The 14,544-nt window shown below is 65.9% G+C and carries 9 protein-coding genes; all 9 read right to left on the reverse strand.

All coding sequences use genetic code 11. The features are described from left to right. Positions 1 to 3 precede the first annotated feature (3 nt). Entirely contained in the window at positions 4 to 2,313 is a 2,310-nt protein-coding gene (locus O3299_RS17250) for a M43 family zinc metalloprotease (RefSeq protein WP_305062784.1), read from the reverse strand. A 165-nt stretch (positions 2,314 to 2,478) separates the two neighbouring features. After that, positions 2,479 to 2,955: a hypothetical protein gene (locus O3299_RS17255; protein ID WP_099666487.1), complete on the reverse strand. Its 477-nt coding sequence runs from the start codon at positions 2,953 to 2,955 to the stop codon at positions 2,479 to 2,481. Between the two features lie 215 nt (positions 2,956 to 3,170). After that, complete coding sequence (locus O3299_RS17260; protein WP_305062785.1) at positions 3,171 to 4,388, reverse strand: acetate/propionate family kinase; 1,218 nt, start codon at positions 4,386 to 4,388, stop codon at positions 3,171 to 3,173. Beyond that, positions 4,385 to 5,800, reverse strand: coding sequence for a bifunctional enoyl-CoA hydratase/phosphate acetyltransferase (locus O3299_RS17265; RefSeq protein WP_305062786.1), 1,416 nt, complete (start codon positions 5,798 to 5,800; stop codon positions 4,385 to 4,387). Before O3299_RS17265 ends, O3299_RS17260 begins: the two co-directional genes overlap by 4 nt. A 9-nt stretch (positions 5,801 to 5,809) precedes the next feature. Next, the gene (locus O3299_RS17270; protein WP_305062787.1) at positions 5,810 to 8,074 is read right to left on the reverse strand and encodes a DUF3141 domain-containing protein; all 2,265 of its coding nucleotides are present in this window, start codon (positions 8,072 to 8,074) and stop codon (positions 5,810 to 5,812) included. A 47-nt stretch (positions 8,075 to 8,121) separates the two neighbouring features. Then, the gene (locus O3299_RS17275) at positions 8,122 to 9,246 is read right to left on the reverse strand and encodes an ABC transporter permease (protein ID WP_289884783.1); all 1,125 of its coding nucleotides are present in this window, start codon (positions 9,244 to 9,246) and stop codon (positions 8,122 to 8,124) included. Position 9,247: 1 nt separating this feature from the next. Continuing rightward, positions 9,248 to 11,995 carry a ribosome-associated ATPase/putative transporter RbbA gene (rbbA, locus tag O3299_RS17280; RefSeq protein ID WP_305062788.1) on the reverse strand — a complete coding sequence of 916 codons (2,748 nt, stop codon included), beginning with the start codon at positions 11,993 to 11,995 and terminating at the stop codon, positions 9,248 to 9,250. Positions 11,996 to 11,997: 2 nt separating this feature from the next. Then, a complete protein-coding gene (locus O3299_RS17285) occupies positions 11,998 to 13,071 on the reverse strand; it encodes an HlyD family secretion protein (RefSeq protein ID WP_099666481.1) in 1,074 nt (357 codons plus the stop codon). Between the two features lie 18 nt (positions 13,072 to 13,089). Further along, entirely contained in the window at positions 13,090 to 14,538 is a 1,449-nt protein-coding gene (locus tag O3299_RS17290; RefSeq protein ID WP_305062789.1) for an efflux transporter outer membrane subunit, read from the reverse strand. Positions 14,539 to 14,544 lie beyond the last annotated feature (6 nt).

Raw genomic sequence — 14,544 nt, forward strand, 5'->3', positions numbered from 1 at the left:
ACGTCAGAAACACGATACCACGCCGCCCAGACTTTCATAGCCGCTCACGGAGGGCGACCAGGCCGACCCGTTCCACGCCTTGTGGAACAGGGCGCCATTCGTGCCCGTGACGAATACGTCGAGGCGGTTCGGCGCCCAGGCCGTGGCGCGCGGACGCGAGGTGCAGATGCCCCCCAGGTTTTCAAAGCCCGTCAGCGACGGACTCCAGGCGCTGCCGTTCCATGCCTTGTGGTACAGCGCACTATCCGTGCCGATGACGAACAAGTCGAGCCGGTTGGCACCCCACGACACGGCTTCCACCTCGCCCACGCAAATGCCACCCAGTCGTTCAAAACCATCGTTGGAAGGCCCCCATTTCGCGCCATCCCACCACTTGTGGTACAGCGCGCCATCGGTACCCGTGACAAACACGTCGAGGCGGTTCGGTCCCCACGCCACCGCCTCCGGCGACGAGGTGCAGATGCCGCCCAGGCGCTCATAGCCCGTCAGCGACGGTCCCCAGGCCGTGCCGTTCCACCACTTGTGGTACAGGGCCCGGTCCGTGCCGATGACGAAGACATCGAGGCGGTTCGCCCCCCACGCCACGGCTTCCGGCTGGCCCAGACAGATGCCGCCCATGGCTTCGTAACCGGTCAGCGACGGCCCCCAGGCGGCGCCATTCCACCACTTGTGATACAGGCCCCGGTCCGTGCCGACGACAAACACGTCGAGGCGGTTCGGCCCCCAGGCCACGGCGCGCGGGTCGCCCACGCACAAGCCGCCCATGGCTTCATAACCGGTCAGGGACGGTCCCCACGCCGTGCCGTTCCACCATTTGTGGAACAAGCCGCTGTCGGTGCCCGTGACGAACACGTCGAGCCGGTTCGGCGCCCACGACACCACCTGCGGCGCACTGGTGCAGATGCCGCCCTGCCCTTCATAGCCGGTGACGGACGGCGCCCAGGCCGAGCCATTCCAGGCCTTGTGGTACAGCGCGCGGTCCGTGCCCAGCACGAAGACGTCGAGGCGGTTCGCGCCCCAGGCCACGACGGGAGAGGAACTCTGGCGCGGCGTGGCGCCTGCCCCCGTGCCTCCCGTGCCGATGCTGGCGCGCGGGCCATCGAGGCAAGCCTGCATGCGCGCCACCTGGCCCGCCGTGAACATGAACATGGCGGGATCATCGACATAATCCATGTAGTTCATGAACATGTCGCCATTCGGCCCGTTGCTGCAGGAAACGTGGGGGAACGAAGGCTGGCCCGTGTTCGGCCCGCCCTGGTTCGGCGTATCGGCCACGTTGTCCGTGCCCGAGCACCCGGTGCCGTCGTCGCCCCAGATATGGTTCAGGTTCAGCCAGTGGCCGATTTCATGCGTGGCCGTGCGCCCCAGGTGGAACGGCGGTGCGGCCGTGCCGGTCGTGCCGAAGGCCGATTGCAGGATCACCACGCCGTCGGTGGCGGCCGGGCCGCCGGGGAACTGGGCGTAGCCCAGCAAGCCGCCACCGAGCTGGCACACCCAGATATTCAGGTAGCTGTCGGCCGGCCAGGCATCCATGCCGCCCGTCGCCTGCGACTTGACGGCATCGTCCGCGCCAAACGAGGCGACCGTCGTCTGGCGCCGCTCGATGCCGCTGGTGGCCGCACCATGCGGATCGGTCGTGGCCAGCGCAAACTCGACGCGCGCATCGGCCGTCAGGGGCAAAAATGGCGCCGGCGTGCTGTTCACATCCGGGTTGACGCGTCGGAAGTCGCGATTGAGGACATCGATCTGGCTGGCGATCTGCGCATCCGAAATATTCTGCGCGGCCGTATTCCACACCACGTGCACCACCACCGGTATCTGCGTCACACCGGAACGTCCGGCAATGCTGCTGTCGCCCTCGTAAAGTCCGGCCAGGTTTTCTATATCGGCGCGCACGTTCGCATAGGATGGATCTTCGGTCAGCAGGCGACGATGCACGTCCATCGTGGCGCAGGTGCGCGTCTGCGGCGTACCGCCACCCTGCCCCCCATCGCCGCCGTTGCCACCGCCACCATCGCCGCCCATGCCGCCGCCACCGATCTGCATGCAGCTGGTGCCCGCCATGCCTTGCGGCGCCTGCTGCATGCCGCCGCCCGGCATGGCGCCGGCATCCACGGCGGTCGCCCCCTGGGCGAGCGCCGTCTGGTCGGCATACGACACGCCCAGGCGCGGCCCCGGCATAGCGTCGCCGCCCGTCGCATCAGCATCGGCCTGCATGTCGCCCTCGACCGGCATCGCCTGCATGGAAGACATGGCGGACATGCCTTCAGCCGAACCGGTGGCCGGTGTTTTTTTCGTTTTAGCGGTGCTCATGATGTCTCCCTTCGTCTGTTTGCCAGATCACTATGGCACGGCGAAAAGAGGAGCATTTGCGGCAGATCAAGACTGGCAAGCAACGCCAGGGAAAAGTGGCGGACGAAAAAAAAGACAGCCGAAGCTGTCTTTGGGGTTTGCGGGCCGTGGCCCGCAAACGGTGGATTACTTGGCGGCGGCTGCCTTGACTTCAGCGTCGGCCTTGGCCTTGGCTTCTTCCGTCTTGGTGGCGGCCAGGGCCTTGTCGGCGTTCGCTTCCACTTTTTCCTTGGCGACCTTGGCGTTCGCTTTCACGGCCGTCTTGGTGGCTTTCGCATCGGCCTTGGCATCGGTTTTATCCGCCTTGGCTTCCGCTTTCAGCTTGTCTTCCGCATCAGCATTGACGACTTTGTCGTGTGCCTTGGCCTTGGTTTTGTTGGCCTTGTGGTGGGCGTCGGCTTTCTTGTCATCGGCCTTCATTTCCGCCTTGGCGACATTCGCGTCAGCCTTGGCATCGACTTTGGCTTCCGAAGCAACAGCCTTGTTGACGTCTTTTTGCGCGGAAGCCTGGGCTTTCACAACGGCTTCCGTGGCCGGTGCGGTTTGCGCGAAGGCGGCGGTGGCAAACAGGGTAGCGATCAGTGCGGCGAGTAATTTGTTCATGATGTGACCTTTCAATATGGTTTAATTTTATTCTTACTAAAGGCGGGCAAAATGTTCAAAATTTGCCAGGCATCGCGCTGTTTCTTGATGTAGCGCAATGGCATGACTTCATAGTAAAGATAACTGGCAAACCACACAGTGCGTTAGCGCACTCAACGGAAAATATGTGCATTTCGGCAAACTTCCCATCGAGCGCGGCCGTACACTGCAGGACCTCACACGCTGACGGCCAGGGCCGCGTGGCGCGCCGCCACCCACTCCTCATTGGCCGGCTCCACGCCCACCACGATGCGGCTGGCATCGCTGGAAATGCGGCTGGCGTTGCGCGCATTGGCCTGCGCATCGAGCACGGGACCAATAAAACCCAGTTCGGCGCAGATGCGCTGGCGCAGCTCGGCGCTGTGCTCGCCGATACCGGCCGTAAACACCAGCATGTCCAGCCCGCCCAGCACGGCCGTCAGGGCACCGATCTCGCGCACGATGCGGCGGATATATAAAGCCAGCGCGGCGCGGATGCGCTCGCCCGTGGCATCCTGGCGCTCCTGCTGCGCCAGCAAGACCGGTGGATCGGCCGACACGCCCGACACGCCCAGCAAGCCCGACTCGTGGTACAGCACGTGCGCCACCTTTTCCAGCGACAGCTTTTCGATCTCCATCAAGTAGATGACGGCGCCCGGATCGAGCGAGCCGCAGCGCGTGCCCATCATCAAGCCGTCGAGCGCGGAAAAGCCCATGGTGGTGGCCACGCTGTGCAGATTCTCCATGGCGCACAGGCTGGCGCCGCTGCCCAGGTGGGCCACGATGACCTTGCCGCGCGCGGCAGCGCCGAAGCGCTGCTCCAGCACCAGCGACTGGTATTCGTACGATAGGCCGTGGAAGCCGTAGCGGCGCAAGCCCCGCTCCCACGCATCGTACGGCAGTGCCAGCATCTGCTCGACCTGCGGCACCGTGTGGTGGAAAGCCGTGTCGAAGCACGCCACCTGGGCGATGTCGGGGCGCGATTCGAGCAGCACCTCGATCGCCTCCAGCGCGAACGGCTGGTGCAGGGGCGCCAGCGGCACATAACTTTTCAAGTCGGCCAGCACTTCGAAATCGATGCGCACGGGGGCGAAATACTTGCTGCCGCCATGCACCACCCGATGCGCCACGGCGCGCAGCGGACGCCCGGCCAGCTGCGCCACCACTTGCGCGCGGATGTATTCGAGGGCCGCGTGATGCGGCTGCTCCGGGTCCAGCTGCAAGGCGACCGCCGGCAGTCCGCCGGCACGGTAAGTGGCATTTTCGCGGCCGATGCCTTCGACCTTGCCGCTCCATTGCGCCTGCTGCGGCAGCACGCCGCCCGCTTGCTCGAACAAGGCGAACTTGATGCTCGACGAGCCGCAATTGAGCACCAGGATCAGGGTGCCATCGGCATGGGTGATTGGCGCGTTCATGGCGGCGTGCTCCGGTAATGGTTGGCCAGCATCACGGCGATGGCGCACGAGGCGATGCGGCTGGCGCGCGAGTCGGCGCGGCTGGTCAGGATGACGGGGATTTTCGCGCCCAGCACGATGCCGGCGCTGTCCGCGTCGCCCATGTATTCGAGCTGCTTGGCCAGCATGTTGCCGCTTTCCAGGTCGGGCACCAGCAAGATATCGGCGCGGCCCGCCACCTCGGAGACGATGCCCTTGACGGTTGCGGCGGCGATCGAGACGGCGTTGTCAAAAGCCAGCGGGCCGTCGAGGATCGCGCCCGTGATCTGCCCGCGGTCGGCCATCTTGCACAAGGCGGCCGCATCCAGGGTGGCGGGCATGTCCGCATTTACCGTTTCCACGGCGGCCAGGATGGCCACGCGCGGCCTGGCCACGCCGATCACGTGCGCCAGGTCGATGGCGTTGCGCACGATGTCGGCCTTCATGGCCAGGTTGGGCGCGATATTGATGGCCGCGTCCGTGATGATGAAAGGACGCGGATAGGCGGGCGTCTGCATCAGGAAGCAGTGGCTGATGCGGCGCTTGGTGCGCAGGCCGGCGCTGGCGGCCAGCACGGCCGACATCAGTTCATCCGTGTGCAGGCTGCCCTTCATCAAGGCTTCCACTTCGCCCTTGCCCGCCAGTTCGGCGCCGCGCGCAGCTGCCGCATGGCTATGCTCGACGTCCTCGATGGCGATGCCGGCCAAGCTCAGGCCAGCTTCCAGCGCCACCGCCTCCAGGCGCGCGCGCGGCGCCACCAGCACGGGCGTGATCAGGCCGGCCGCATGCGCGTCGAGCGCGCCCGACAGGCTCAGTTCATCGCATGGATGGATCACGGCCACCTTGATGGGGCCCAGGGTGCGCGCGTGTTCCAGCAGGCGCCGCGTGCCGTCGCCGTTATGCAGGCGTACCTCGGGCAGGGTGGCGCGCTGGCGTTCGATCTGCTCAGCGGGCGCGATCACCTGCGCCTCCCCGTCGAGCACCACGGCGCCATGCTGGTTGACGCAGCGGCAGGCCAGGGTCACGTGGCGGCTGCGCGGATCGAGGGCCGTGACGGTGACGCTGATGGCCAGCGTATCGCCCACGCGCACGGGCTGCAAAAAGCGCAGGGTCTGGCCCGTGTAGACGGTGCCGGCGCCGGGCAGGCGCGTGCCCAGCACAGCGGAAATGAGGGCCGCGCCCCACATGCCGTGGGCGATGACGCCCTGGTAGCGGCTGGAGGCGGCAAATTCGGCATCGAGGTGCTGCGGGTTGTCATCGCCCGACATCACCGCGAACAGGGCGATATCGTCCATGCTCAGGGTGCGCGTGATGCTGGCGCTGTCGCCGATGGCGATCTGGTCGAAGGTGCGGTTACGTACGATATTCAAGTCATCGTCTTGGGTAGTAGTCATCGTGGTCTTCTATACAGGGGTAATGTGTTTGGCCGGCTTGGCTTTTGACCCGGCAGGGGATGAGCGCGCGTCCGACGGCAACGCCTTCGCTTGCGCCTTGATCGCGCGCTCGAAGACGTCCAGCATCTGCTGCAGGCTCGCTTCCTCGTCCGGCGTCGGCGCTTCGGGCACTTGCAGCACTTGCTGCAGCCATTCGGACAGCGCGCCGATGTCGTCCGGGCTGGCGCGCGACAACAGGATCGGCAAGGCGGCGATGGCGGCATCGAAATCATGCAGCATCAAACGCGCCTGCTGGCGCACGATGCCGCGGAATTCCTCCATGTTGACATCCTGCCGGTACTGCGGCTTGATCAATTTCAGGGCCAGGTTGACCCTGCGCTCGTCGGCGATCATGCGGAAGCGGTAGATGTAAAACAGCGCGCGCACGGCCGCTTCCACCAGGCCGCCCCGCTGCATGTCCTCGTCCATCTTGCGCGTTTCGCAGCGCACGTATTCGCAATGCTCGGGCGAGATGCCGGGATGGGGACGCGGCGGCGTCGTGTCGCCGATGGCTTGTCCCGTCAGCGCCTGCACCAGGGGCGAGCCGTACACCAGGTCGAAGGTGGTTTCCTGCACCGTGTCGCGCCAGTCGCGCCAGCCGTTCAAGCCGGCCGTGATGGCGCCGGAGATGGCCTCCTGCATGGCCAACAGCGGGTTGTCGGGCGCCACCGGCTGGCGATGGGCGCGTACTTTTTCCGCCTCCTTGGCCACCAGCCTGGCCAGCGGATTATGGTCCGTCCAGCGTTCGTAAGACACGCGCAGCGGATGCGCGAGCTGCAGGAAGCGCGCCGACTGCGGCGTGACCATGGCGCGGACCCACGGCTGCGCAAACGTGCGGTACAAGGCCAGGTTCACTTCGGACACGCGCGCAGCGGCGGCGAACTTGCGGTCGTTTTCCACGCTTGGCTGCACGATGGCGCGCACATCCTCGATGCCGCGGTGCTCGACCTGCAGCACATAGTCGCCGCTGGCCAGGTCCGCGTTCGGCGTGTCGGGCGTCTTGTCGACGATCCTCGCTTCGTAGATACCGGCCGGCAGCAGGTTGATCAGGTCGATATTGCTGGCGAATTTCTGGTGTTCCTTGTGCCCCACCTTGGCCGAGACGAAGATGCCCAGGTGGCCGATGCTGTCATGCACGGCATACACGATGGTCTGGTCGTGCATCAGCACATCCTTGTCATCGCGGTACAGGTCCGTGATCCAGCCCAGCGCCTGCGGCGGCGGCGTGATGTTGTCGCCGTTCGAGCAGAACACGACGATGGGCGAACGGATATTGCGCAAGTCCAGGCGCACGCCGTCGGAGGTAATCAATTCCGCCGTGGCCAGGCGGTTGCCGATGAACAGATTGTCGACGATGTACTGCATCTCGACGTCGTTGAGGAAGACATGGCCGCCCCAGTATTTTTCAAATTCCAGGTAGCGTGGCGCTTCCGTGTCGATGTTCGCATACAGGTTGTACTGCTTGCTCCACAGGGTATTGGCCGGGTTGAGCTTTTCAAAATTCTGCACCAGGCTGGCGCCGTCGAAGCGGCCGTTGCCCAGGTCGCCCACCAGCGCCGTGGCCCAGCTTCCGCCCATCAGCCCACCCGCGTAGCGCATCGGGTTGCGGCCATGCCAGCCGGCCCAGTAGGACACGGGCGCGCCGGCCACGATGATGGGGCCGAACAATTCCGGGCGCATGGCCGCCGTCATGAGGATTTGCCAGCCCGCCTGGCAATTGCCGATGACGACGGGTTTGCCTTCGCTGAGCGGATGCAGGGCGATGACTTTTTCCAGGAAGGCCGCCTCGGCGTGCATCACGTCTTCCACCGTCTGTCCCGGCACGGGATCGGGCAGGAAGCCGATGAAGTAGCACGGGTGGCCGGCGCGCAGGGCCACGCCGATCTCGCTCTCGGCCTTGAAGCCGCCGATGCCGGGACCGTGCCCGGCGCGCGGATCGACGACGACGAATGGCCGCTTCGACGGATCGGGTTCCGGCGCATCGGGCGTCAAGATGCGCGCCAGGCCGTAGTTGACGGGACGCGCCAGTTCCAGGCCCGACATCACCAGTTCGGCGGGGAAGTCCAGCACGTTCGGCACTTCCTCGGCCATGTGCTCCTGGTACTGGTTGCCGCGCCGGCGCATCACGTCCGCGTACAGCACGATGCGCTGCCACGAGTCGCGCGCATAGTCGCCCAGCACGCCCAGCGACGGCAAGCCGCCGGTGGAGAAAAATGGTGCAGCTTCGATCTTCATGGCTATCCTTTTCATGCAAAAAACGCCGGACCATTCCGGCGCGGGGGCTACGCCATCTGGCTGATGGTCTTGCGAAAGCGCGCCAGCGCGAAGGTAAACAGGGCCGTGCCGATAGCCAGCAAGGCCAGGAACGGCTTCCACACCACGTCGATGCCGGCACCCCGGTACAGAATCGCCTGGCTCAACTCGACGAAATGCGTGGTCGGGGCGATCAGCATGATGTTCTGCACCAGTTCGGGCATGCTTTCGCGCGGCGTGCTGCCGCCCGAAAGCATCTGCAGCGGCAGCAGCACGAGAATCAGGAGCATGCCGAACTGCGGCATGCTGCGCGCCACGGTGGCGAGGAAAATGCCCATCGAGGTGGTGGCAAACAGGTGCAGGGCCGCGCCGCACAGGAACAGCGCGATCGAGCCTTCGATGGGCACGTGCAGCATGCCGCGCACCACCAGGTTCAGCGACAGGGCGGCGGCCAGCAGCACCACCAGGCCCATCGACCATACCTTGCCCAGCATGATTTCGGCCGGCGTGACGGGCATCACCAACAGATGCTCGATGGTGCCGTGTTCGCGCTCGCGGATCAGGGCCGCGCCGGTGAGGATGATCGACAGCATCGTCACCTGGTTGATGATTTCCATCAGCGAGCCAAACCACGCCTGGCTCAGCGATGGATTGAAGCGCGCGCGCATCACCAGTTCCACCGGCGAGACGGTCGCGCCCCGATAGCGTTTGGCGAATTCGGCCACTTCACCAGCGACGATCTGCTGGATGTAGCCGCTGCCGCTGAAGGCCTGGCTCATGCGCGTGGCGTCCACGTTCAGCTGCAGCTCCGCCTGGCGCCCGCCCAGCACGTCGGCCTGCAGCTTGGGCGGTATCGTCAGCACGAAGGTGTACTGGCCCGCGTCCAGGCCCGCATCGACCTGGCTCTGGTTGATCATGGCCGGCGGCGTGAACTGGGGCGGGAAGAAGGCCGAGGCGATGCGCCCGGACAGGGGCGAGCCATCCTCGTCGACGATGGCAATCGAGGCCATGTGCAGCGTTTCCGGCTTGGCCGTGGCAGCCACATAGATGGCCAACGTAAACGTGTAGAGGATCAGGATCAGCATCATCGGATCGCGGATCAGGCTCCAGATTTCCTTCACGCCCAGGCGGTAGATATTTTCAAGATGCCGCATATCAGCTCTCCTGTTTCTTCAGCAGCGCCACCGTCACGCCGAGGATCACGGGAATGGCGACGATCAGGGGCCAGAACGAGGCATGCAGGTCACCAAAGCCCAGCGCCTTGTTGAACACCCCCCGGCTGATATTGAGCATGTGCGTGGCCGGGTACATCAGGCCGATGGCCTTGCCCACGCCTTCCATCGACGAGACGGGATTGAGCAGGCCTGAAAACTGGATGGCCGGGATCATGGTGCCGATCATGGTCACGAACAGGGCCGCGATCTGGCTGCGCGTAAACGTCGACGCGAACAAGCCGATGCCGGTGGCGCAGATATTGAAGATGAAGGTGGCGCCGATCAGGGTCGGCAAGCTGCCCTTGATCGGCACGCCAAAGGCGGTGACCGCCAGCAGCGCCATGAGCACGAAGTTGAGCATCGCCAGCAGCACGTACGGCACCTGCTTGCCGAGCAAAAATTCCAGGCGCGTGACGGGCGTCACGTACAGATTGATGATGGAGCCCAGTTCCTTTTCACGCACCACGGACAGCGCCGCCAGCATGGCCGGCAGCATCAGCAGCAGCAGGGGAATCACGGCCGGCACCATGGCCGGCAGGCTTTTCACGTCCGGGTTGTAGCGGTAGCGCGTCTGGATGGCGACGGGGTTGTTCATCGTGATGCCATAGCGGTGCAAGGCCTGGTCGGCCAGCCACAGTTGATGCATGCCCTGCACGTAGCCCTGCACGGTTTCGGCGCGCATCGGCATGGCGCCATCGATCCACGCGCCCACCTGGGCCGGCGCGCCGCGCTGCACGTCGCGCGCAAAGCCGGGCGGAATTTCTATGGCCAGCGACAGTTCGCCGCTGCGCATGCGCTTGTCGATATCGGCATAGTCGCGCAAGGGCGGTCGCTCGATGAAGTAGCGCGAGCCGGCCAGGTTGTTCGTGTAATTCTGGCTCAAAGTCGTCTGGTCGTGGTCGAGTACCGCGTAGCTCAAGTCTTCGACGTCCAGGCTGATGCCGAAGCCGATGACGAACAGCAGCAGGACGGAGCCGCCCAGCGCCAGCGTCAGGCGCACGGGATCGCGGCGCAGTTCCAGGGTTTCGCGCCACATGTAGCTGAGCATGCGTCCCAGGCTGAAACGGCTGCGCCGGTGCTGCGGCGCTGGTGCCTGCACTGCCGCTTCCTGCGCGGGCGCCGGCGTTTCCTGCACTGCCGCGGGCGCCGTGCTGCCGCCCGCCTCTTCCAGGTAGGCGATGAAAGCCGCTTCCAGCGACGGTGCGCCCTTCTTGCGCACCAGTTCTGCCGGCGCATCGCTGACCAGCACTTTACCCGCGTGCATCAGCGAAATGCGGTCGCAGCGCTCGGCCTCGTTCATGAAGTGGGTGGAAATGAAAATGGTGACGCGGTCGCGCCGCGCCAGCTCTATCATCAGGCGCCAGAAATTGTCGCGCGCGATGGGGTCGACGCCGGACGTCGGCTCGTCGAGGATCAGCATTTCCGGCTTGTGCACCATGGCCACGGCCAGCGACAGCCGCTGGCGTATGCCCAGCGGCAGGCTGTCGGGCAAGTCGTCCATCACTGCGCGCAAGTCGAAGCGCTGTGCCATCTCGTCGATGCGTGCAACGATTTCAGCTTCCGGGACGTGGAACAGGCGCGCGTGCAGCACCAGGTTCTGGCGCACCGTCAGTTCGCTGTACAGAGAGAAGGCCTGCGACATGTAGCCGACCCTGCGGCGCGTGTCGATATCGTTGGAATCAACCTCCTTGCCGAACAGCCAGGCCTTGCCTTCCGTCGCCGGCAAGAGGCCCGTGAGCATCTTCATGGTGGTCGACTTGCCGCAGCCGTTCGATCCCAGGAAGCCGAAAATCTCGCCGCGACCGATACGGAAATTCACATGGTCGACGGCCGTGAAATCGCCGAAGCGCATGGTCAGGTCTTTGGCCTCGATGGCCACGTCCTGCGCACTGGCCGCATCGAGCGGCGTGATGACGACGGGCTGGTGACCGGCGCGCTTGGCGTCGGGCAGCAGCCTGATGAAGGCCGCTTCCAGGTTGCCGCTGTCCGTGCGCGCCAGCAATTCGGCCGGCGTGCCCGTATCGAGCACCTTGCCGTCGTCCATGGCCACTAACCAATCGAAGCGCTGCGCCTCGTCCATGTAGGCGGTGGCCACCATCACGCTCATTTGCGGGCGCTGCACGCGGATGCCGGCGATCAAGTCCCAGAACTGGGCGCGCGCCAGCGGATCGACGCCAGTGGTGGGCTCATCGAGAATGAGCAGGTCGGGATCGTGGATCAGCGCGCAGCACAGGCCCAGCTTCTGCTTCATGCCGCCCGACAGCTTGCCCGCCGGGCGCGCCAGGAAGGGCTGCAAACCCGTGCTGCGGGTCAGCTGGTCGATGCGGCGGCGGCGTTCCGCAGCGTCATGGCCGAACAGGCGCGCGAAAAACTGCAGATTTTCCTCGACCGACAGGGTCGGATACAGATTCTTGCCCAGACCTTGCGGCATGTAGGCGATACGGGGACAGACGTCGTCGCGGTGGCGCGCATCGCGCATGTCGCCGCCCAGCGCCATCACGCTGCCCTGCTGCACGGCGCGCGCGCCGGCCACCAACGACAGCAGGCTCGATTTGCCCACGCCATCGGGTCCGATCAAGCCCACCATGCGGCCGGCCGGCACGTCCAGGTCGATGGCGTCGAGCGCCACCGTCTTGCCGTAATGCTGGCTGACGCCCTTGATGCTGACGACAAAGGAGTTCACGTCCATGCTCACTGCGGAACCTTGGCAGTCAGTTCAGCGGGCCATGCCTGCTTCGCATCGAGACGCACCCAGGCCACGCCAGGCAAGCCCACTTTCACCAGCGCCAGATGCTTTTGCAGCAGCTCGCGGCTGATCTGCGCCTTCACGCGGAACATCAGCTTCTGGCGCTCGCTGGCCGTTTCCACCGTCTTCGGCGTGAACTGCGCGCTGGCCGCGACAAACGAGATCGTCGCCGGAATCACGTAATTGGGCGCCGCGTCGAGGATGATGCGCACCTCGCCGCCCAGCGCCACCTTGCCGGCCGCCGTCTCGGGCAGGAAGAAGGTCATGTAGACGTCCGACAGGTCGACCAGGTTGAGCACCTTACCGCCACCCGCCAGCACTTCGCCCTGCTGCGCCACCAGGTATTGCACGCGGCCGTCGCGCGGCGCCGTCAGCTGGCCATCGGCCAGGTCGGAATCGATGCGCGCCGTCGTCGCCTCGGCGGCAACCACGGCAGAACGGGAGCCCACCACCTGCGCCTTGGCCGCGTCGATGGCTGCCTGCGCCGCCGTCACTTGCGCCTTGGCCGCATTCAGGGCCGCGGCCACGCTGCGCACGCGGGCGCGGTCGTCGTCGAGTTCCTGCACCGAGGAAGCGCCCTCCTTCGACAGGGTTTCGGAACGGGCCAGGCGGCGCTTGGCCGCATCGAGTTCACTTTCGCGCTGCGCCACCATGGCCAGCGCGGCCGCCTTGTCGCTCTCGCGCACGGCCACCTGCGCCTGCGCGCCCACCACGGCGTCGGACGCCTGCTGCTGGCGCGCGCGCGCCTCGTCGCGCTGGGCCGTCAGGGAATCGACCTGCATGGTGGCCAGCGGCTGGCCCGACTTGACGAAGTCGCCCTCGCGCACGAGGATCTCCTTGACCCGGCCCGCCAGCTTGGTGGCGACGTCGATTTCCGTCGCTTCGATGCGGCCATTGCCGCTGACGAAACCTTCGCCTGGGCCCGTGGGACGCATTTTTTGCCAGGCCACATAGCCCAGCACGAGGACGGCCACGACCAACGCGGCGGGAATGAGTTTTTTCTTCAGTTGTGGAGTCATGGTATCGGGGCGATCAAATTAGTGGGTGGAAGCGGCGGCGGAAGTGGCTGGCGCGCCACCGCCCAGCGCCGCATACAGGCTGACCTGGCTGGAGAGCAGCGCGCGGCGCGTCTGCACCAGCTGCTGCTCGACCGTCAGCAAGTCGCGCTGCGCGTCGAGCACTTCCAGGTAGGGCGCGGCGCCATTGTCGTAGCGCAGCTTGGCCAGGCGCGCCCGTTCGCTCTGCGCGGCCAAAGTCGTCTTGCCGATATCGACTTGCAGCGCCAGCCAGCGCCGGTTCGACAGCGCATCGGCCACTTCGCGGAAGGCGCCCTGCACGCTTTTTTCGTAATTGGCCACGGCCACGTCGCGGCGCACTTCGGCCAGTTCCATATTCGCGCGCAGGCGGCCCGCGTCAAAGATCGGCAGCACCAGGCGCGGCGCGAAATTCCACGCGCCGCTGCCCGAATTGAACAAGCCGCTCAATTCCGCGCTGGCCGTGCCGTAGGCTGCCGTCAAGGAAATCGTCGGGAAGAAGGCGGCGCGCGCGGCGCCGATATTGGCTTGCGCGGCGCGCAGCTGGTGTTCGGCCGCCACAAGGTCGGGACGCTGCGTGAGCAAAGCCGAGGGCAGGCCCGCATGCAGCGGCTGCAGCACGCTGGCGTCGTCGAAGCGGCGCACCTCACCAGCCACCGGCGTCAGGTCGATGGGGCCGCCCACCAGTTGGGCCAGCGCGTGCGCCTGCACGGCGCGCGCCTGTTCCAGCTGCGCCGACAGCGACAAGGCCTGGCTGAGCAAGGTTTCCACCTGTGTCAGGTCCAGCTTGGAAATCGACCCGACTTCAAAGCGGCGCGTGAAGATGCGCAGCGATTCGGCGCGGCTGTCGACGGTGGCGCGCGCCAGTTCCACGCGTTCATCGAGTTCGCGCAAGCCCAGGTAGCCATTGGCCACCTGCGCCACCAGAGCCACGCCGACGGCACAGCGCGCCTCGTCGCTGGCCAACAGGGTTTGCAGGGCGCTGTCCTTCAAGCTGCGCACCCTGCCCCAGAAATCGAGTTCCCAGGCGCTCACGTTCAAGCCTGTCTGGTACTGCGCGCTCGTCATAGGGCGGCCCGTCACGCTCAGATCGCCGGGCACGCGCGCGCGGCTGCCGGAGGCGCCCAGCGTGATGGTGGGAAATTGTTCGGCGCGCTGGATGCCATACGCGGCGCGCGCCTCTTCCACGCGCAGGGCGGCGATGCGGATGTCACGGTTGCTGGCCAGCGCCTGCGCAATCAGCGCCTGCAGGCGCGCGTCGGCAAAGTAGGATTGCCAGGCGACGTCGGGCGCGTGCGCGCCGGCGGAATCGGTTTCCGGATACTGCGCCGCCACGGGCAGTGGCGGTGGCGCATACGGCGGCACCATCGAGGCGCAGCCGGCCAGGGCCAGCGCGGTGGCCAGCGCGGCCATCCTGGCGCAGTTGGGCAAAGTAGAAACAGCCATGGTCATCTTCTT

The organism is Janthinobacterium sp. SUN176, from assembly GCF_030587335.1.
Taxonomy (GTDB): Bacteria; Pseudomonadota; Gammaproteobacteria; order Burkholderiales; family Burkholderiaceae_D; genus Janthinobacterium; species Janthinobacterium kumbetense.

Excerpts from the sequence above, each read along its gene's own strand:
- O3299_RS17250 (WP_305062784.1), bottom strand. The coding sequence starts at position 2,313 with ATGAGCACCGCTAAAACGAAAAAAACACCGGCCACCGGTTCGGCTGAA.
- O3299_RS17255 (WP_099666487.1), bottom strand. The coding sequence starts at position 2,955 with ATGAACAAATTACTCGCCGCACTGATCGCTACCCTGTTTGCCACCGCC.
- O3299_RS17260 (WP_305062785.1), bottom strand. The coding sequence starts at position 4,388 with ATGAACGCGCCAATCACCCATGCCGATGGCACCCTGATCCTGGTGCTC.
- O3299_RS17265 (WP_305062786.1), bottom strand. The coding sequence starts at position 5,800 with ATGACTACTACCCAAGACGATGACTTGAATATCGTACGTAACCGCACC.
- O3299_RS17270 (WP_305062787.1), bottom strand. The coding sequence starts at position 8,074 with ATGAAGATCGAAGCTGCACCATTTTTCTCCACCGGCGGCTTGCCGTCG.
- O3299_RS17275 (WP_289884783.1), bottom strand. The coding sequence starts at position 9,246 with ATGCGGCATCTTGAAAATATCTACCGCCTGGGCGTGAAGGAAATCTGG.
- rbbA (WP_305062788.1), bottom strand. The coding sequence starts at position 11,995 with ATGGACGTGAACTCCTTTGTCGTCAGCATCAAGGGCGTCAGCCAGCAT.
- O3299_RS17285 (WP_099666481.1), bottom strand. The coding sequence starts at position 13,071 with ATGACTCCACAACTGAAGAAAAAACTCATTCCCGCCGCGTTGGTCGTG.
- O3299_RS17290 (WP_305062789.1), bottom strand. The coding sequence starts at position 14,538 with ATGACCATGGCTGTTTCTACTTTGCCCAACTGCGCCAGGATGGCCGCG.